Source organism: Acidimicrobiia bacterium (assembly GCA_041676705.1).
Taxonomy (GTDB): domain Bacteria; phylum Actinomycetota; class Acidimicrobiia; order Acidimicrobiales; family SKKL01; genus Actinomarinicola.
This window is the reverse complement of record JBAYRL010000002.1, coordinates 512559-529532: the sequence shown is the minus strand read 5'-3', so window position 1 is coordinate 529532 and position 16974 is coordinate 512559. Positions and strand designations below refer to the sequence as shown.

The 16974-nt window shown below is 52.8% G+C and carries 20 protein-coding genes; 7 read left to right on the top strand and 13 right to left on the bottom strand.

The features are described from left to right. Window positions 1-443: DUF222 domain-containing protein (locus tag WC184_06010; GenBank protein MFA7477431.1), on the bottom strand; the 443-nt coding region annotated here is incomplete at its 3' end. Window positions 444-1465: 1022 nt separating this feature from the next. Between WC184_06010 and WC184_06005 the strand changes: the two genes are divergently transcribed. Continuing rightward, the gene (locus tag WC184_06005; GenBank protein MFA7477430.1) at window positions 1466-3220 is read left to right on the top strand and encodes an ABC transporter substrate-binding protein; all 1755 of its coding nucleotides are present in this window, start codon (window positions 1466-1468) and stop codon (window positions 3218-3220) included. An 83-nt stretch (window positions 3221-3303) separates the two neighbouring features. Here the strand turns inward: WC184_06005 and WC184_06000 are convergent, their stop codons facing one another. The 7 genes from WC184_06000 to WC184_05970 form a co-directional block, all read right to left on the bottom strand. Then, window positions 3304-3870, bottom strand: coding sequence for a hypothetical protein (locus WC184_06000; protein ID MFA7477429.1), 567 nt, complete (start codon window positions 3868-3870; stop codon window positions 3304-3306). Then, the gene (locus tag WC184_05995; GenBank protein MFA7477428.1) at window positions 3867-4820 is read right to left on the bottom strand and encodes an FAD:protein FMN transferase; all 954 of its coding nucleotides are present in this window, start codon (window positions 4818-4820) and stop codon (window positions 3867-3869) included. The genes WC184_06000 and WC184_05995 overlap by 4 nt, the downstream gene beginning before the upstream one ends. A 2-nt stretch (window positions 4821-4822) precedes the next feature. Continuing rightward, window positions 4823-5116, bottom strand: a complete 294-nt coding sequence (locus tag WC184_05990; GenBank protein ID MFA7477427.1) for a hypothetical protein — start codon at window positions 5114-5116, stop codon at window positions 4823-4825. Beyond that, on the bottom strand, window positions 5103-5501 hold the full coding sequence (locus tag WC184_05985) for a hypothetical protein (protein ID MFA7477426.1): 399 nt from the start codon (window positions 5499-5501) through the stop codon (window positions 5103-5105). Before WC184_05985 ends, WC184_05990 begins: the two co-directional genes overlap by 14 nt. A gap of 100 nt (window positions 5502-5601) precedes the next feature. After that, window positions 5602-6981, bottom strand: coding sequence for an ATP-binding protein (locus WC184_05980; protein MFA7477425.1), 1380 nt, complete (start codon window positions 6979-6981; stop codon window positions 5602-5604). A gap of 3 nt (window positions 6982-6984) precedes the next feature. After that, the gene (locus WC184_05975) at window positions 6985-7689 is read right to left on the bottom strand and encodes a response regulator transcription factor (protein MFA7477424.1); all 705 of its coding nucleotides are present in this window, start codon (window positions 7687-7689) and stop codon (window positions 6985-6987) included. Between the two features lie 49 nt (window positions 7690-7738). Then, entirely contained in the window at window positions 7739-9883 is a 2145-nt protein-coding gene (locus tag WC184_05970; protein ID MFA7477423.1) for an MMPL family transporter, read from the bottom strand. Window positions 9884-10011: 128 nt separating this feature from the next. On the opposite strand from WC184_05970, the gene WC184_05965 reads away from it, so the two are divergent. Together WC184_05965 and WC184_05960 are read left to right on the top strand one after the other, a co-directional pair. Continuing rightward, a complete protein-coding gene (locus tag WC184_05965) occupies window positions 10012-10602 on the top strand; it encodes a TetR family transcriptional regulator (protein MFA7477422.1) in 591 nt (196 codons plus the stop codon). A 53-nt stretch (window positions 10603-10655) separates the two neighbouring features. Further along, window positions 10656-12179 carry an MDR family MFS transporter gene (locus WC184_05960; protein ID MFA7477421.1) on the top strand — a complete coding sequence of 508 codons (1524 nt, stop codon included), beginning with the start codon at window positions 10656-10658 and terminating at the stop codon, window positions 12177-12179. 3 nt (window positions 12180-12182) lie between these two features. Here WC184_05960 and WC184_05955 read toward each other — a convergent pair whose 3' ends face one another. The 3 genes from WC184_05955 to WC184_05945 are packed head-to-tail and all read right to left on the bottom strand — an operon-like array spanning window position 12183 to window position 14248. Further along, entirely contained in the window at window positions 12183-13082 is a 900-nt protein-coding gene (locus WC184_05955; GenBank protein MFA7477420.1) for an LLM class F420-dependent oxidoreductase, read from the bottom strand. A gap of 55 nt (window positions 13083-13137) precedes the next feature. Continuing rightward, window positions 13138-13950 carry a sulfite exporter TauE/SafE family protein gene (locus WC184_05950; GenBank protein ID MFA7477419.1) on the bottom strand — a complete coding sequence of 271 codons (813 nt, stop codon included), beginning with the start codon at window positions 13948-13950 and terminating at the stop codon, window positions 13138-13140. A gap of 55 nt (window positions 13951-14005) precedes the next feature. After that, window positions 14006-14248: a hypothetical protein gene (locus tag WC184_05945; GenBank protein MFA7477418.1), complete on the bottom strand. Its 243-nt coding sequence runs from the start codon at window positions 14246-14248 to the stop codon at window positions 14006-14008. 197 nt (window positions 14249-14445) lie between these two features. On the opposite strand from WC184_05945, the gene WC184_05940 reads away from it, so the two are divergent. The 4 genes from WC184_05940 to WC184_05925 are packed head-to-tail and all read left to right on the top strand — an operon-like array spanning window position 14446 to window position 15950. Beyond that, entirely contained in the window at window positions 14446-14865 is a 420-nt protein-coding gene (locus tag WC184_05940) for a group III truncated hemoglobin (GenBank protein MFA7477417.1), read from the top strand. A gap of 29 nt (window positions 14866-14894) precedes the next feature. Further along, the gene (locus WC184_05935; protein ID MFA7477416.1) at window positions 14895-15278 is read left to right on the top strand and encodes a DUF488 domain-containing protein; all 384 of its coding nucleotides are present in this window, start codon (window positions 14895-14897) and stop codon (window positions 15276-15278) included. 22 nt (window positions 15279-15300) lie between these two features. After that, entirely contained in the window at window positions 15301-15618 is a 318-nt protein-coding gene (locus WC184_05930; GenBank protein ID MFA7477415.1) for a GNAT family N-acetyltransferase, read from the top strand. Further along, complete coding sequence (locus WC184_05925; GenBank protein ID MFA7477414.1) at window positions 15615-15950, top strand: DUF167 domain-containing protein; 336 nt, start codon at window positions 15615-15617, stop codon at window positions 15948-15950. The genes WC184_05930 and WC184_05925 overlap by 4 nt, the downstream gene beginning before the upstream one ends. On the opposite strand, the gene WC184_05920 is transcribed toward WC184_05925, so the two are convergent. Together WC184_05920 and WC184_05915 are read right to left on the bottom strand one after the other, a co-directional pair. Beyond that, a complete protein-coding gene (locus WC184_05920; GenBank protein ID MFA7477413.1) occupies window positions 15889-16545 on the bottom strand; it encodes a helix-turn-helix domain-containing protein in 657 nt (218 codons plus the stop codon). The two genes, WC184_05925 and WC184_05920, sit on opposite strands and share 62 nt — an antisense overlap. Window positions 16546-16598: 53 nt before the next feature. After that, entirely contained in the window at window positions 16599-16907 is a 309-nt protein-coding gene (locus WC184_05915; GenBank protein MFA7477412.1) for a DUF2249 domain-containing protein, read from the bottom strand. Window positions 16908-16974: the final 67 nt, after the last annotated feature.

Below are 16974 nucleotides of genomic sequence, written 5' to 3'. Positions count from 1 at the left end.
TCCCCAAACAGCTCGGGAACCTTGTTTTTAGCTTTAGCCAAAACCCGCACATGACGACCAGACAACACCCCAGCACCAAAACCGTTTTCGGTTTCAGGCATCTCGCGTAAATCACGACCGGTTTTAAAGATCTGATTGGTTTCTTTACGATCACGACCACTACGACGTTCCAACCAAGCCCCAGCAGAACGCGAACCATCAACACTCCAAAACATAGAAGCATCCACCAACCCCGCCAGCTGAGAAACCACAGCCTCGATCTGGGTTTGAAAACCCAACAAACCAACCAAAACCTCAGCCTGGGCCGGCGCTGACCACAAACCAGGCTCCACAAGCGAAGCTAGATCGGCCACCTCAGACACCAAACCCAAAAACCGTTGATTCACCTCATCCGACGACATCGCATTTGGGTTGGTGCTTGGGGTTGTTGTTGACGAACTCATACCTTCATTGTAGGGTACAACTGTTCGCATTACAAGCTTTTTATTTTGAGATTACAGATTGTATCGGTTATTTTACAGTGTTTTCAATGTTTATTAGCTGCGTATAGCGCCGAGTTTAGATAAGGAGTTAAAAGCCAACGCCCACCACAAAAAAGCTTCAGAAGCAAGTGCCACTAGAATCTAAGTTGACTGGCAAACTCGTAGGCCAAGCGGCAGACCAAGGCACATATCTGCGGCCCGCTGCACCGACGCGTGAGACGGTTACGACGCAAATCAACGATTGAAACATCCCCGGCGCCACCGTGCTAGAGACCTCTAATTACTAACGCCTTGCAACACTCCAGCCGAACCCAAAACACGCCAAGACACCGATCACAAGTAACGAGGTCGACACCTCAACGACATCGAGGCAAGCCACCAAGAAACCGCTGCCAGAATTAGCTGCCAGAATTAAGTGTCACAGCACCTAACTACGGTTAAACCACTTCCCTCGCAATCTGATTAACCCCAAGTGGGCACTCCGCCGAGGAAAGAAACATGACGCTAACAACGCAGCATGAAGCGCCAACACCGACATGTTCCAAGACGTCAAATCACTTTCATTTTGAAGGCTTTTTAGACTGGTCTCCGCTAGAGCAGTTTTGCTTAATCCTTAGTAATCGTGCTGAAACGCCCTATTTAAGCCCGGGCGACTTCATGCATATGGGCTACGTGTGTCGCCCTGGATTACCTGGTATTTGGCAGTACAAGCACGTCGACACCAGAATGTTTATAAACATAGATAAATCTGGCCATAGTTATAGCGTCTTTAGGTATCACTGGGATGGTCCTCTTCAGGTCGTGTCCCACCGTTCGGTCGCCGACACCCTGGACCGTCTTGATTTAGAACTATTGGCAGAGATACGAAAAACGGAAACTCACGTCACGTAGCTATACATGCGTATATAGTGGCGGCTCGTGTCGGTGGCCTACGTCACCTAAACACGAGTCTGTCGTACATCAACCTGATCTGAGGGGACAAGATGGCATTAGCTAGTCGCAAGATGCGACTTGTATTCCAAGCATTGGCCGTAATAATGGCCTTCAGCTTGGTCGCGGCGTGTAGTAGTGATTCGTCCGACGACGCCAACAAACCAAGCAGCAGCACCACGGCACCGGCCGGTGGCGAAATCGAAACCGACGAACCTGACGAACCCGGCGAAACCCCAGAATATGGCGGCAAAGTAGTCGTTGGCCTAGAGGCCGAAACAAACAGTTACCAGCCTGCCTGGGGCACTTTCGGAAACTCGGGCATGTTGGTGGCGCGCAGCTTCTTCGACCCTATTGCTGCACGGGGTGGTGACGGTGAAATCTATCCATTCCTCGCCGAATCGATCGAGCCCAACGATGACCTCACCGAGTGGACGGTAACCCTTCGTCCCAACATTAAATTCCACGATGGCACCCCGCTAGACGCGGAAACAGTCAAGGCCAACTTCGAAGAATATTTAACCGCCGACGGCGCACGAACCATCGGAACCCTGACGGTCGTGAAAGAGCTTCGGGTCGATGACGAACTGAGCTACACCTACGTACTTGAGAACGGTAATGCCGCCTTCCCCGACCTCCTAACCGGTGTAGTCGGCATGCCATTTTCCATCGAGGCTTGCCGGGCCGCTGGCGAGGCATGCGGTGATCAACCAGTCGGTACCGGACCCTTCATTGTGGATCGCTGGCAACGTGACAACGAACTCGTTGTGAAGCGCAACCCAGACTATTGGCGCACCGACGATGCCGGCAATCAACTGCCCTATCTCGATGAAATCGTCTTCCGCCCTATCCCTGACGAAGACACCCGTTTCCAAGCCGTTCGCTCAGGCGACCACCAAGTCGGCCAAACACTTCGCCAGACGGCGGTACGTATGGCCCAAGAAGCCGCTGAGCGCGGTGAAATCCAGTCATTCCAAGCTCTAGGTAATAATGGCGGGTCCAATATCTACAACACTGGAATACCTCCGACCGATGACGTCCGAGTACGTCGCGCTATGGCCTATGCCTTAAACCAATCGGCCCTGGTGGCAGTCTTGGGTGGCGAGGGTATCAGCCCCAACCAGACCCAATTCTTCAGCCCCGACTCACCCTGGTACTCGGATAAGGTAGCGGCCGCCTGGCCCACTAATGACCCTGAAAAAGGTCGCGAGCTTCTGGAAGAATACGTGAATGACCCCGACCGTTCCGATGGAAAGGCCGCTGGGGCTCCCGTCACGCTGGAGCTGATGTGTCCTCCAGACCCATCGGCCGAAGCCTTGGCCCAGGGATACCAGTCCATGTGGAAAGAAATCGGTATCGATGTCACGATCGCCACGCTTGAACAGGCCATTATTGTGACCCGAGTAATCGGTGGACCTGACACAACCCCACCGTTCCTAGGAGACTTCCAAACCACCTGCTTCCGGGCAGGCGGTGAAAGCGACCCCTACACCACTTTGAAATCGGCCTTTGGCAACCCAGCCTCCGAGCCCGCCAATGTTTCCAACTACTGGAGCGAAGACTTGGCCGAACAGCTAGAAATCTTGCGTTCCAACACCGACTTCAGCACCCGCTACGCGGCCGTTGAAGCGATTGGAATGGAACTCGCCGAGAATGTGCCGTTCTCTTGGACGGGCTCTACAGCGACCTCGCTCTTCACCACCAACGACGTGCGCAACCTCGAGCGTTGGACCATTCCTGGTGGTATTGCTGGCAACGGCGTAATAGCGGCCGAAAGTTTCTGGACTGAAGTTTGGCTAGCCAAGTAGCCAACGCCTTCTAAAACCTAACCAGTATCCAAGTTGGGGTGGTTTGCATCGGTTGAAACCGAGTAAGCCACCCCAACTTGCTTTTACCCCCTGGCTGAAACCTTGCCCTTAACGGGCTGCTTTGACTTCGATTGGCTCAAGATTCGAATCAAGCTGAGAAAGACGACCCACGCAATAGCCACCACAAGCACTACCCGTGAAATCGGATTCGATACGTCGGTGCCCGCCATCAAGAAATGAAAAGTGGCCATCCAAAAGAGCCAATAACTGGCCAGGTGCACCCTTTTCCACCAAATACGGGGCAGGTGACGCATCCACAATGATGAGAGTTCCACGGCCACCAACAGGTAGGTCGCTACAACCCCCAACGCAACACCTCCAGTACGCCAATGACTGGAAAACGGCACGAGCACCTCAACCCACCCAAAGCTCACATAGTTGTCGGCCACGAGAGACCCAACGTGAAGCGCCGTAAAAACAACCGATAAACCACCACTGAATTGGTGAAGGTCCAAAAGCCATTTTGGGGTTACCCGACCTCGACCCATTCGGGTAGCAAAGAACAAGCCCAAAATTACGGCTATCGACAAGAGCATCCATGCCACAATTCCGGTGGCACGAGCGACATACCATGCCAGATGCTGATTCATTCAACCATCTCCTCAACACCTCGCGTCGCTACAAACCGTCCATCATCTAGTACTGCTAAGGCATGTATATTGGCGGGCAGTTGGGCTGCGGTAATGCCCCTCATAAAGATCAATTTTGTATACGCCTCGGCCTGCCAACCGGTGGCTGCGATTACTGAAGCTGCCACAACCTTGGTCACCATTGGTTGACCGGTTAGCGGGTTCAGCAAGTGATGTGCCATGCCGTTTGAAGTTCGCCAGCGTCGCTTTAGACGGGAACTAGTAGCAACCGCACCATCTTCGATTCTAAATTTAATGAGTTCAACTCCGCTTTGTAGGGGGTGCGGTATCGAAATTACCCACCCGGCCTCAGACGAAGGGTCACCAGCAACGCGCACATCGCCACCCACGTTCACAAGCGCGCCAGTCGCCCCCGAAGAAATCAGTAGGTCGACTACATAATCAGCTGCCAAACCTTTACCGATTCCTCCAGCATCAATTCGTACACCGGCGGGTAGGATCACGATGTTGGTGTCGTGAAGCACCACAATTTCTTGTGGCGAAGGAGCTGCCCGACCGCTCGGTACCCGAGGAGGCACTAACTCCAACTCTTTAAAATCGCGGTCATAACCGTTAGCGGCCATGGCAACTTCAACACACGGGTTGAAACATCCATCGCTCAATCGCCAAGCCTCAATAGATCGCTCCACCAGCGCAAGAGTCTCATCGGTAACAATTTGAGGTCGGCCCGCACTCCGATTGAGCACGCTGACCTCACTGTCTTCAAGAAAACGGCTCCACAATGATTCAAGGTACCTAATGCGTTCAACAGCACTAGCCATCAATTGGGAGGAACCACGAACACTTATTAGATGAATCTCAGTTCCCATTGCGTGAAAGTGCACCTCGGAAACTGGGCCTTCATCCTTTGATCCACCTGGGTTGGTAGGAAGAAATAGTGCCGTATTCATCGTCAACTGGCCTTTGATTGGGTCACGGCGCGAGATGAACTTTGTCCGACCCAAACCACCTTAGGGTTGTTCTCAGTATCTAATAGCGACGTAGCGATCTTGAGGTCTGATGAAGTGGGTGACGACGATGGAACTTCAGACATGGCGGTGACCATTAAGATCGGCCCAGCAACACTCAATCCACCAACCAAGACCCGCGACGCGGCGGCCGGGTGGGTCTTTTTAGCCTTGCTGCCCCCGACCTTGGTTGTGGACGCAACTGAAGCTGAATCTCGCTTGGCTCTAGTCATCATCATCAGCACCGTGATAATACTTTTTGTCATGATCGTCATCGCCATGGCGGTCTGACGCGTGATCTTTGCCTGACTTGTCACAATCATCATCATCTTTGTCATGATGATCGTTCTCTTTGGCAACTTCACTGGCCGAAGAAATTGTTAACGCCCGTTCTTTTGACTTAGCTATTTTAAGTACCCGCTCTAATTCTGGGTCGTGCGAATTACCGTCATATAGCCCGTTAGTGGCGTTGGCATATCCGACAGGATCAATCACCAACACCTGGCCAACTTGTTCATCACGACCAGCGCCTACAATTCCTGAGTTCAGAGCGATGCCCGCAGCCCCCGCCACCAGCGTCAGTGACGCGGCCCCTGCTACACGGATTGCTTTGCGACGTTCCATTTTGAGTACCCCTTCGTTAAGGCAGAACACCCACTCGGTGAATACTCAAACGATACGAAGGGTTGCATTAGCAGATCGTTAGTACAACCTGAAGAGATTCTTAAGATTTTAAGAATTCAACCGTGACCGCGGTCCCAAGGTCGTTGTCGCCCGCGGAAATCGCGACGGTGCCACCACATGCGGTCACCAACATCTCAACAATTGAAAGGCCTAATCCGAATCCGCCCCGATCCGATTGGTCCGCCGACACGCCACCCCTCCAAAACCGCTTGAAGGCTTCTTGCCGCATAGCTTCGCTCATACCGGGACCGTCATCCGACACCTGCATCTGCACCATATCTCCGCTCTCGCGGGTGCGAACGATGATGTTGCCGCCGTTGGTTATCGCATTTAGAGCATTTGAAATTAGGTTGTCGAGAATTTGTTCGACTGCACCCGTCACGGCCCGTACTTGGGCCGTAGAAAATATTTCGATGTTCAGACTTACATTGCGTTCACTGGCCAGAGGCTCCCAGAACTCCACCCGCTCTTGTATTACCAACGGAAGATTCAGTGGTTCCAATTTGCCAAACGAGGCATCTCCGCGGGCCAGGCTCAACAAGGAACTCACCAAGGCCCCCAGACGATCAGTTTCATCTATGGTCGCCTCCAACTTAGGAACTAAAACCGGGTCAACCCGAGTTGCAAGTATTTCTAGCTGTAGTCGTAATGCTGTTAGCGGAGTTCGAAGCTGATGAGACGCATCGCTCACAAATCGACGTTGCACCTCAAGCTGTTGTTGCAAGGCAGCTGCCATGGTATTGAACGCAGCCGCGAGTGACTCTAGCTCGCGCCCACCCGTAGAAACCTGCGTACGACTTTCTAAATCTCCAGTGGCTAGGGCCTTAGCAACTTCCTCTAATTCCAAAAGCGGTTTGGTTATGCTCCGGGCAAATACCAAACCAACAATCGCCACAACCACCAACACCACCCCCGAGAGCACCCCAAGCTTTCGCCAAGTATCAGAAATGCGTTTATCCAGGGTCGACATGGGGTAAGTCAACCGGACGGCACCGTGCACCACCCCACCTGACGCCACAGGAACAGCAACATATATCAGCTTCGCATTCAACGTTTCTGAATTGCGAGTACCAGATGTTCGGTCACCGTCCAATGCAGCCACAATCTCCGGCCTGGTGGCGAAGTCACGATGTTCTTCGCCAAGGTGGTCGGAGTCGACCACTCCTAGACCAGCCTTGTCAACAACCAAAATGCGACCGCCCAAATCACGATACGACTTCGCCACTTCATCGATCTGAGGATCGATCCCCATCTCAAGATGGTCTTCCACCAGTGACGCTATGTTTTGGGCATCTCGCTCGATATCGAAGGTGAGCCGATCACGTTCACGATTGGCAAAGATTTGCCCCAAGGGGACTACCACCACGGCCAGTGTTAAGGCTGTGAGCGTCAGGTAGGTAAGTAACAGACGTCGTGCCACGAATCATTCGCCTTCGACATCCAAGCGGTAACCCACACCACGTAAAGTAACGATTAGGTTATGCTGACCAAGCTTGCGGCGCAGAGCCGCGATATGCACATCAAGGGTATTTGTCGGCCCCCACCAGAATTCATCCCACACGCTAGAGATAATGGCTTCGCGAGTACGAACTACGCCTGGTTCAGAGGCCAAATACGCTAATAAATCGTACTCTTTGGGCGTTAGGTCAACCTCAGCACCATTCACCCACACCCGACGGGCCGACCGATCGATTTCTATACTGCCTAGGCGTTGGTTCTCAACCGTGGTGGCCCCAGAAGGGACCGAACGGCGCTGCACAGCACCGATTCGAGCCACCAACTCACGGAAACTGAACGGCTTTATTATATAGTCGTCAGCACCCAGCTCAAGAAGTTGTACACGATCTATCTCATCGTCTCTAGCGGTCACAACAATTATTGGAATGTCGCTGCTACGACGGATTCGCCGGCACACCTCAGTCCCATCGAGGTCAGGCAGGCCAAGATCAAGCAGAACAAACTGCGTCTTGTGAATTAGGTTAAATGCATCCTGAGCATTTTTTGCCCGTACCGGGTTGAAGCCATGATTCGATAATCCTTCAATCAACGGCTCCGCAATATTGTCGTCATCCTCAACTATCAAAATTGACAGGCTCTCAGTTGAGGAATGGCCAAGGTTGCCCACCATTAATTCAGCATAGACCTAAACAGTTTTGACTTAACCTAACCAGCAACCTCTAATCGATGTGAAGTTGCGGCAACATCCGATCCAACCACTTGGGTAACCACCAATTAGGTTCGCCTACTAAAGCCATCGTGGCAGGTAGAAGAACCATCCGTACCACCGTAGCGTCCACCGCCACGGCGGTAGCCAAACCCACTCCCATCATTTTTACGACCGGGTCAGGACTAGAAACAAAGCCCAAGAACACAGCCACCATTATTAGCGCTGCGGCTGTAATTACCGACGCCGTAGCCCCAAGTCCAACCACCACACTATCGATGTTTGAATGACCTCGAAGGTGCTCTTCTCTGATACGAGACAAGATAAACACCTCATAATCCATAGATAAACCGAACAGAATGGCAAACATCATCATCGGTACAAACGACGCGATTGGGACTGTTTCTTCTAACCCGATCAGGGAACGGCCCCATCCCCATTGAAACACGGCTACAACCACGCCGTAAGCGGCACCAATTGAAAGTAAATTGAGCAGCGCGGCCTTTAACGGCACCAATATCGATCGAAACACGATCATAAGTAGCACAAATGAGAGACCAACTACACCACCAATAAACCACGGTAGGCGAGAAGCAATCTTGTCAGATTGGTCAATGAAGCTGGCCGTCGGTCCGCCGATATAGACGCCCACATTGGTATTTTCAACTGCCGCTGGTAGCACATCGTTTCTTAGACGGTGAACGAGATTAGAAGTGGCCTCATCTTGGGGTTTAGTAGAAGGAATAACCGTAATCACCGCGGTGTCACCAGCACTGTTTATTTGCGGTGGCGACACAAACGAAATACCCGGTTCGCTACGCAAATAATTAACAATTATCTCAGGCGCATCTGGAATTCCAGCCTCAACCAAATCGACAGCTATTAGCAAGGGACCATTAAATCCAGCCCCAAAAGCGTCGTGCAGAAGATCGTAACCACGCCGCTGCGTGGTGTTAACTGGATGAGTTCCCGCATCGGCTTGGCCCAAGCGCATATCAAGCACTGGTAACGCAGCAATGAGCAGTAGAGCTGTTCCAACAATTGCCGCAGGCCAAGGGCGATGCGAAACCACGTTTGCCCATCTCACCCAACCAGTGGTAGCAGTCAGTTCTTTGGCGTCAAGATTGGGTTGAGCTGCCGCTGTCACTTGAGCGGGTAATATACGTCTGCCAACAAACCCCAGTAGTGCGGGCAACAACGTGACCGCCACTAAAACCGCTATGGCTACTACTAGAGAAGCCGAGTAGCCAAGTGCCGACACAAATGGGATACCTGCTAATTGCAAACCGAGGATTGCAATTACCACCGTAATTCCGGCAATGGTTACCGCATGTCCCGCGGTCGCATTCGTGGCGGCTATTGATTCGTTAACTTCCATCCCATGGCGGAGGTTGTCACGATGTCGGCTAAGCACAAAGAGCGCGTAGTCGATACCAACGCCAAGACCGATCATCATCCCTAGGCGTGGTGCGACGGTAGGGATTTCAATGAAACCAGATAACAGCCCCACCAGCGATAACCCCACCGCCAAACCGATGATTGCACTAACTAGAGGTAACGCCATTGCAAATAGTGTGCGAAACAAAAACAGCAAAATAACCAGCGCTGCTACTATTCCAATGGCCTCAGCTGGACCGGTTGATTGTTCTTTCAGCACGGTGGGTAACTCACCGGTGAACTCAGTTTGAACCGAGGCTTCTCGCGCCGGAGCAGCCGTTGCAACTAATGCGTCTAAAGTTCGATGGCCTAATTCAGCAGTGGACTTATTAAACTGTACCGAGGCCACAGCCGTGCTTCGATCGCTTGAGATTGTCTGTGGATTTGCTAATGGATCGGCCACCTGAAGCACGCCCTCTAGCTCTGAGATGAGCCCGATAGTCTGGCGGATTCCTTCGGCATAACCAGGATCGTCAATCACACCTTCTTCAACATGGAATACAACCATCGAGGTTGCCCCTGACTTTTCTGGAAAGCGCTCAGCCAGCAAGTTATAAGCGGCTTGAGATTGAACTCCGGGCACTTCAAAGTTGTCGACTGCACTCGCCCCAATCAACCGGTTGGAAACAACTACGACAAGCAATATCAGCGCCCATCCCGCGACAATAAGACCCCGCTTCTTAGCCGCAACATACCCAATTCGGTATAGCAATGTCGTCATGATTTAAATCCTCTTATCCATGGACGCTGCCACCACGACTGCGTCGAGCCCTAGCACACTTTACGACAGTCGCTGCCATATGTCAGCTACTGCCACTCAAATATAGGCGAACATACTAAGATGACTGGGTGCAACAATCCGGACTACGACAACGCAAGAAGGCCAAGACCCGCCAGAGCATCGAGTTCGCAGCGATGGAGCTTTTCAGCAAACATGGTTTTGAAGAAACGACTGTCGACGAAATCGCGGCTCTAGCTGAAATATCGCAACGCACTTTCTTTCGCTACTTCGCCACCAAAGAAGACGTGGTGTTAGCTGACTATTCCGAACACTTAGCCGAGCTCATCACCTTGTTGCAGCAACGTCCGGACAACGAACACCCTTGGGATTCGTTGCGAGCAATTTTTCATTCAATTACCGCTGACTTGACGCATCAAGAGGAGATGCGACACAAGGCAGCCATAATCCTAAGTGTTCCGTCGATCTACGCCCGAAGTTTAGCCTTGCAAGCCCAGTGGGAGGAGCAACTGGCAGCTGCGCTTGAAATACGTGAACCTGAAACGGGACATACCATCCTTCCAGAACTTATGGCCGCCGCCGCGCTTGGGATAATGCGAGTGGTGCTTCGTAACTGGTCACAAGGCTCAACCGAAAACAACCTCACAACGCTCTTAGATTCCGGTTTCCACCAATTTAACGTGGGCTTCGAGAACACGTAATAGAAAGACACACCGCCTAACCTGTACTTTCATCAGCACGGGGGCATGATGCAATGGGTTTAAAAGGCGACGCTCGGACGCCGGTTCTAATAGCACTAATTCTGACCATGGCCTTAGTGGCAATGGACACCACGATTCTCGCTACGGCCATTCCCCAAGTGGTCGGTGACCTGGGCGAATTCAACCGGGTTGGCTGGGTGTTTTCTATCTACCTATTGGCTGAGACCGTTACAATTCCGATCTACGGCAAGCTTTCCGACCTGCACGGCCGCAAGCCAATTCTCTTATTCGGCATCGTTATTTTTCTAATCGGTTCAGCCGCCTCAGCCGCCGCTTGGGGCATGACAGCTCTAATTGTGTCACGCGCCGTTCAAGGCATTGGTGGTGCCGCCATCTCATCAACGGTTAACACCATCGCCGGCGATATTTACACCGTGGAAGAACGTGGCCGCATCCAAGGTTATCTGGCCAGCGTTTGGGGCGTCTCAGCGGTGATTGCCCCAGCCCTGGGAGGCATCTTCGCACAATACCTCACCTGGCGATGGATCTTCCTCGTCAACATTCCTCTGGGAATCTTCGCATTCATCTTGGTGGCCAGGGGACTACAAGAATCCGTAACCCGACGCGAACATCGTATCGACTATGCCGGGGCGCTTCTTATCCTCTTAGCGGCCGGAATGTTCATTCTCGGCCTGCTAGAAGGTGGTAGTTCGTGGCCATGGCGCTCACCACAAAGTCTAATTATCTTCAGTATCGCCATTGCCGCTGCTATGGCCCTGCCCGCTGTCGAACGCCGCGCCCGCGAGCCAATGCTGCCGCCCTGGGTGTGGCGCGAACGCCGTATTGCCGCTTCCGCAATAACCTCAATCACCGCTGGGATGACGGTAATCGGACTTTCAGTTTATGTTCCGAACTGGGGCCAAATCGTACTCGGTTTAGCACCGGTCGCAGCCGGTTTCGTCCTCGCTACCATGAGCATCACTTGGCCGTTAACCTCAAGTCTGTCGGCCCGCCTCTACCTTCGCATCGGCTTTCGTGATACAGCATTAATTGGTTCCTTATTCGCCTTGGCCTCGGGAATTGGGCTTTCCACTCTCACGGCGAACGCCTCGGTTTGGCAGCCCGTCGTTTACGTAGGCCTGATGGGTGTGGGAATGGGGCTAATTTTCACTCCGCTAATGGTCGGCCTACAAAACACCGTGGGCTGGCAACAACGTGGCACGCTTACCGGTGCCCTTATGTACGCCCGCTTCTTTGGTCAAAGTATTGGTGCCGCCGCCTTTGGTGCCATCGCCAACACAATGTTGGAGCGCAACAGCCACCAAGGCGAGATTATGGCCCTACATAATTCAACTCACGCCATATTCTTAGGTGTTTTGGTAATGGCCGTGATCACAGTGGCGGTACTGCTAAATACCCCGCGGCACTTCCCGGCTTATGTTGAAGAAGTCACCGAGCCCATCTCTGAGCAAAGTAAAAAGTTCGAACAGAACCAAAATTCCAAAAACGAGGGCACCAAAATTCAGGTCCATCAAACATCAGACCAAGATGCCCCGAAAACACTCGAGATTGAATAGCGATTAGAGCGCTAATAACCCGCTAGCCAACTCACTTAGCTGTTCCCTAGGCAACGAAGCCCCATCAGCCGATAACAGCTGCACCGCCACATGGTTGGCACCGGCGTCCAAATGCGCCGCCACTCGTTCCACTGCTACCGATACATCGCCCCAAGCCACAATGGCGTCTACCAGCTTGTCGCTACCCCCATCGGCCAAATCATCTTCGACAAAACCGTGTCGCAGCAGGTTGTTTTGATAGTTGGGTGCTCGCATGTATGGGCTCATGTGTAAACGAGCGGTGGCTCGAGCAGATTCGGCGTTCGTATCTAGAATCACCATTTGCTCGGGCGCCAAGATTGCCTCACCGCCCAGAATTTCACGTGCGTAGGCGGTATGTGCCACGGGCACGAAATAAGGATGCGCACCATCAGCCCGACTTGCTGCCAGCTTCAACATTCGCGGACCTAAAGCGGCCAGCACGGTGCCCGAACGCTCGGAAGGTCCAACAGCTTTAAAGATGGTGTTGTCCATATCGTCTAAGTAGTCGACCATATAGGAGTAGGGCTTGGAGTAATCGTGTTTGCGAACTCGATTAACCAGGTGCTCGTGGCTCACACCTAAGCCCAACAAAAATCTTCCTGGGAAAGCTTCTTCCAAAGCCCGCTGAGTATTAGCCATGGTCACGGCATCGCGGGCATAAACGTTGGCGATACCGGTGGCCAGGTTTAATTTGGTGGTGTGACCTAGAAACATGGTGGCCGACACAAACGGATCACGCCCCACGGTTTCAGGCAGCCATAACGTCGAGAAACCTAGCTCCTCGATATAGGCCACATATTCTTTGGCGAGAGAAGACGGCATGGCATCGAAGACGCCTGTCCAAAGCCCAATCTGCCCCAGTTCAAAATTCTCGTTTAACATCAAAACCCCCTAAATCTTTCAAAACCATAGTCGCGACCGGTAATAAAGCAGGGGCTTAAGCAGTCTCAGCTGAAGGATCAGGAATTACGGTCACCGTCGGTTCGTCTTCTTCGGCTTGGAAAACCAACTTCGCCGCCGCTACCACCAACAACATGGCAAACAGCACCGAGCCCCATTTAGCACTCAGCTCCATTGAAATCTGCACTCCGATTAGTCCGAACACGATGCCGGTTACACCAACCACCAAACCTGCCATCACGTCAGTATTCTTGGCGACGACATTGCGCCAAGTGCCAATCAACGAAGTGGGAATAATGACCAACAACGAGGTTCCCTTAGCGGCCAATAGCGGGAAGCCAGCGAAGAAAGTGAGTGCCGGGACCAGCACCGCACCCCCGCCAACACCCAAAGTGCCAGCCAACACCCCCGAAGCCAAGCCCAGAACCAGATAACCAAGGGCACCGGCCAAGCCCAAATCACCAATACCGCCACCATCACCCGACGACGCCACCATCCGCACCGCGGTCACGATAAGAATCAGTGCGAATCCGAGGCGCAAAGCCCGAACCGGTAATCGCTGCAAGAGATGCGAGCCCACAATCGCACCCAACATCGCACCCACAGAAATAAGCGCCGCAATAACCCACTCGACCTCACCCTGGGTGGCGTATCCCAATGCGCTGGCGGTCGAAATAGGCAAAATGGCAGTTAAAGAAGTACCGTGCGCCAGTCGCTGACCAAAGCCAACTAAACCCACCAAGAGTGGCACAATTACTATGCCGCCACCCACGCCAAAAAGGCCAGAGGTCAATCCGGCTACCACGCCCACCACGCCGTGGCGCCAATATTTAGCGGCGTGTGCCTTCACAAGTCGCCGAACGCCAGTTGCTGTTGCTAACCCGGTTGCTGGCTAGAAGTGCGGCCTACTCGAACCAGGAGGTGTTCTTCATGGCTGCGATGGCGGCCCCCATCATGGCACCGAAGCCAGAGCCTGCCCAGACGGCCACGAAGATGCCAACGCCAAGCGCCGAGGCACTGGTTTGGTCTTGCCAGAGGCCAATTCCGGTCACCAGAACCAGCACAATAATAAAGCCCGATATCGCACCGCGGATGGCGTATTGCCCAGCCTGTTTTTCGAGTGGAAGTTGTTCTTCACCGCTAGCCATCACAGACCTCCGTCCCAGCGAAATGATGAAAGATTGCGTTTGGCCCAAGGAAGCTTCACTCTAGCATCTTCTACTTGACATCCTTAGAATAACACCTCGATTATCTAGCTGATGGTAGATAAAAGAAGTAGTCACTCTAGACTCGAACTATCACTCTAAACACTGTACCCGCAGCAATTAACCAGCTAGGAAGGCACATGGGTCAAGGTCAACATCACTTTCGCAATTGCGATTTAGACTCTCCCGCAGAAATTGCAGAAATGGTGCGCCGTTTTTACGCCGATGTGGCTCAAGATGACATTTTGGGTCCGCTATTTAACGACGTTGCACAGGTGGACTGGGCGGAACATCTACCTAAACTGACAGCTTTTTGGTGCCGAAATCTACTGGGACTACATGGTTACGTTGGTAACCCATTTCGAGCTCATGCCATTGTTCACAATGAAAGCCCGTTCCAGGTTGAGCATTTCGAGCGCTGGTTGAGTTTGTTCCACGAAACACTATCCCTCGGCTGGGTTGGCCCTAGCGCCGAGCGCGCCAGCCTCATCGCTCAGAATGTGGCCCGTGTGCATAGCGGGCAACTGATCGGGGAAGAGGTTTTCTATTCTGAAGCCTAGGTAAAACCACGCCGTCGCTAGGAGGCGACATGAGCCATTCAATTAAGCTCCAAAGAGCCTACGACCATGAGTCAAAATCGGTTGGCAAACGAATCCTGGTTGACCGTCTTTGGCCCCGAGGCATCAAAAAGGAAGACCTCGAGTTGGATGAGTGGCTGAAACAGGTTGCACCTAGCAACAATCTGCGTAAGTGGTTCGGACACGATGCCGAACGCTGGGATGAATTCCAAAAGCGTTATCGCGCAGAGCTCGACCCCTCGAAAAACGATGATTTAAGCAAGCTATTTACGCTGGCCGACAAAGGTCCGGTAACGCTGATTTACGCGGCGGCCGATGAAGAACACAACAACGCCGTGGTCCTGCGCGACCTGATTAAAGAAACACGTTCTGGCACAAACGCCGAAGACAAATGATCAACTCCGGTACGGTGATGCTATGGAAATCGAAGTGATCAACGAACAAGATGGCCATCGCTTCGCCGCTCACGTTGACGGACACTTGGCCAAGCTTGAATATTCGCTCGATGACAACGAGCTGATTTTGGAACACACTTCAGTGCCAGAAGAAATTGGCGGACGTGGCGTGGCTGGCGCTTTAGTTGAAGCCGCCCTCGACTGGGCGGAAGCTGAGAAATTAACTGTCGTGCCGTGGTGCAGCTACACCCGAAATTGGCTGCAACACCACCCTTACGAAGCCGGTCGCGTAAAAATCGACTGGCGTGACCCTCCGGAAGACCACGGCCCGAAATCGTGATACCCATTTGGGCCGAGAAATGTCCAGATGGATGGCTGTTTAAGCTACGGGTTCAACCCGGTGCCAAACGTTCACAGTTTTTAGGCTTGCACGGCCAAGAACTGAAGCTGTCAATAGCGGCACCAGCCACCGACGACAAAGCCAACTCGGCCCTGATTAAGTTCTTGGCTAATTCAATGCTGGTCAGCCCAAGTTCCGTCACCCTTACCAAGGGTCACAAAAGCCGTTCTAAACGTGTGCTTGTCACCAATAACAAGGCCTTAGAAAACCTTATTCAGCATCTACCCGCAGACACATACGACAACCAGCCTCATGAGGGTCGTGCCGGATGAGCTGGTCGAGCACGACCTTGGATTGACTGCCGGTCACACCTTCTACCAAACCACGATGTAAAGAACACACCGTGTCGGGATCTAGAGCTGCCGAAGCCGCAAACGGGCAATTGTGAAGAACCACCTCAACACGGCCTTCACCGTGTTCAACAATTTCGGGCTCGAAACCTTCACGGGCCATGGCTTCGTTAACCTCGGCCAGCACCTCGTCAAGGGTTTCGGCCTCACCCGAGCGATAACGTTCGCCAGCACGACGACCGACCTCATCGGGCGCATCGCCAGTACGAATAATCTCGGTGAGCATTAAGCTCAAACGCTCGTAAGGCCCAGCCACGCCCCAACGGCTCTCAGCCGAAGGTGCCACCTGATACATGGCGCGCGGTCGTCCGGGCCCACCAGTAGGTACCCGCTCTTCGAGCACCAGACCTGCCGCCAGCAGCTTGTTTAAGTGCTGGCGAATAGCATTGTGGTTCAGGCCAAAATGCTCAGTGAGCTCGGCAACACTCACCAATTCTTCATCTTCATAGATGTACTCAAAAATTGAATGCCGGGTTGGATCGCCAAGGGCACGCGCTTGTTCTTGAATCGTAGCCACATGACCATTGTGCCCGACTTTGCGAGAAACCCCAGACATAGCAATTAGTCCGACTAGTCGTTTTCTCGGCTAAATACCGTCAACCAGTTGCCGGGGCTGTCTTCACGAGACGAATAGCTAAAACCTTGCTCGCCTAGAACACCCTGCAATGGTACGGGCTCAAAAGGTGCCCAAACATGGAGTTCACCACCGGGTTCTACCTTTTGGGCAGCCTCCATAATCGCTCCGAAGGGTTCTCCTCCGTCGGCCAAAATCGGTCGGGCATCTAGAATTACAACCTGCTTTTCGCTAGTGGTAGCGGTGGCTTCCGCCGCAGCACCCCCACGAGCAGTATCCCCTGATGTTGACGAATCGGCAGACATTTTTAGCTCCTACAGTTAAGGGGGCAAGTTAAGGTGGGTTGACCTAAACCAACCCCTACCATATATT

What these genes read in the sequence shown, in the direction of transcription:
- WC184_06005 (MFA7477430.1), top strand. Translation starts at nt 1,466, where the DNA reads ATGGCATTAGCTAGTCGCAAGATGCGACTTGTATTCCAAGCATTGGCC.
- WC184_06000 (MFA7477429.1), bottom strand. Translation starts at nt 3,870, where the DNA reads ATGAATCAGCATCTGGCATGGTATGTCGCTCGTGCCACCGGAATTGTG.
- WC184_05995 (MFA7477428.1), bottom strand. Translation starts at nt 4,820, where the DNA reads ATGAATACGGCACTATTTCTTCCTACCAACCCAGGTGGATCAAAGGAT.
- WC184_05990 (MFA7477427.1), bottom strand. Translation starts at nt 5,116, where the DNA reads ATGATGATGACTAGAGCCAAGCGAGATTCAGCTTCAGTTGCGTCCACA.
- WC184_05985 (MFA7477426.1), bottom strand. Translation starts at nt 5,501, where the DNA reads ATGGAACGTCGCAAAGCAATCCGTGTAGCAGGGGCCGCGTCACTGACG.
- WC184_05975 (MFA7477424.1), bottom strand. Translation starts at nt 7,689, where the DNA reads ATGGTGGGCAACCTTGGCCATTCCTCAACTGAGAGCCTGTCAATTTTG.
- WC184_05970 (MFA7477423.1), bottom strand. Translation starts at nt 9,883, where the DNA reads ATGACGACATTGCTATACCGAATTGGGTATGTTGCGGCTAAGAAGCGG.
- WC184_05960 (MFA7477421.1), top strand. Translation starts at nt 10,656, where the DNA reads ATGGGTTTAAAAGGCGACGCTCGGACGCCGGTTCTAATAGCACTAATT.
- WC184_05955 (MFA7477420.1), bottom strand. Translation starts at nt 13,082, where the DNA reads ATGTTAAACGAGAATTTTGAACTGGGGCAGATTGGGCTTTGGACAGGC.
- WC184_05945 (MFA7477418.1), bottom strand. Translation starts at nt 14,248, where the DNA reads ATGGCTAGCGGTGAAGAACAACTTCCACTCGAAAAACAGGCTGGGCAA.
- WC184_05940 (MFA7477417.1), top strand. Translation starts at nt 14,446, where the DNA reads ATGGGTCAAGGTCAACATCACTTTCGCAATTGCGATTTAGACTCTCCC.
- WC184_05935 (MFA7477416.1), top strand. Translation starts at nt 14,895, where the DNA reads ATGAGCCATTCAATTAAGCTCCAAAGAGCCTACGACCATGAGTCAAAA.
- WC184_05930 (MFA7477415.1), top strand. Translation starts at nt 15,301, where the DNA reads ATGGAAATCGAAGTGATCAACGAACAAGATGGCCATCGCTTCGCCGCT.
- WC184_05915 (MFA7477412.1), bottom strand. Translation starts at nt 16,907, where the DNA reads ATGTCTGCCGATTCGTCAACATCAGGGGATACTGCTCGTGGGGGTGCT.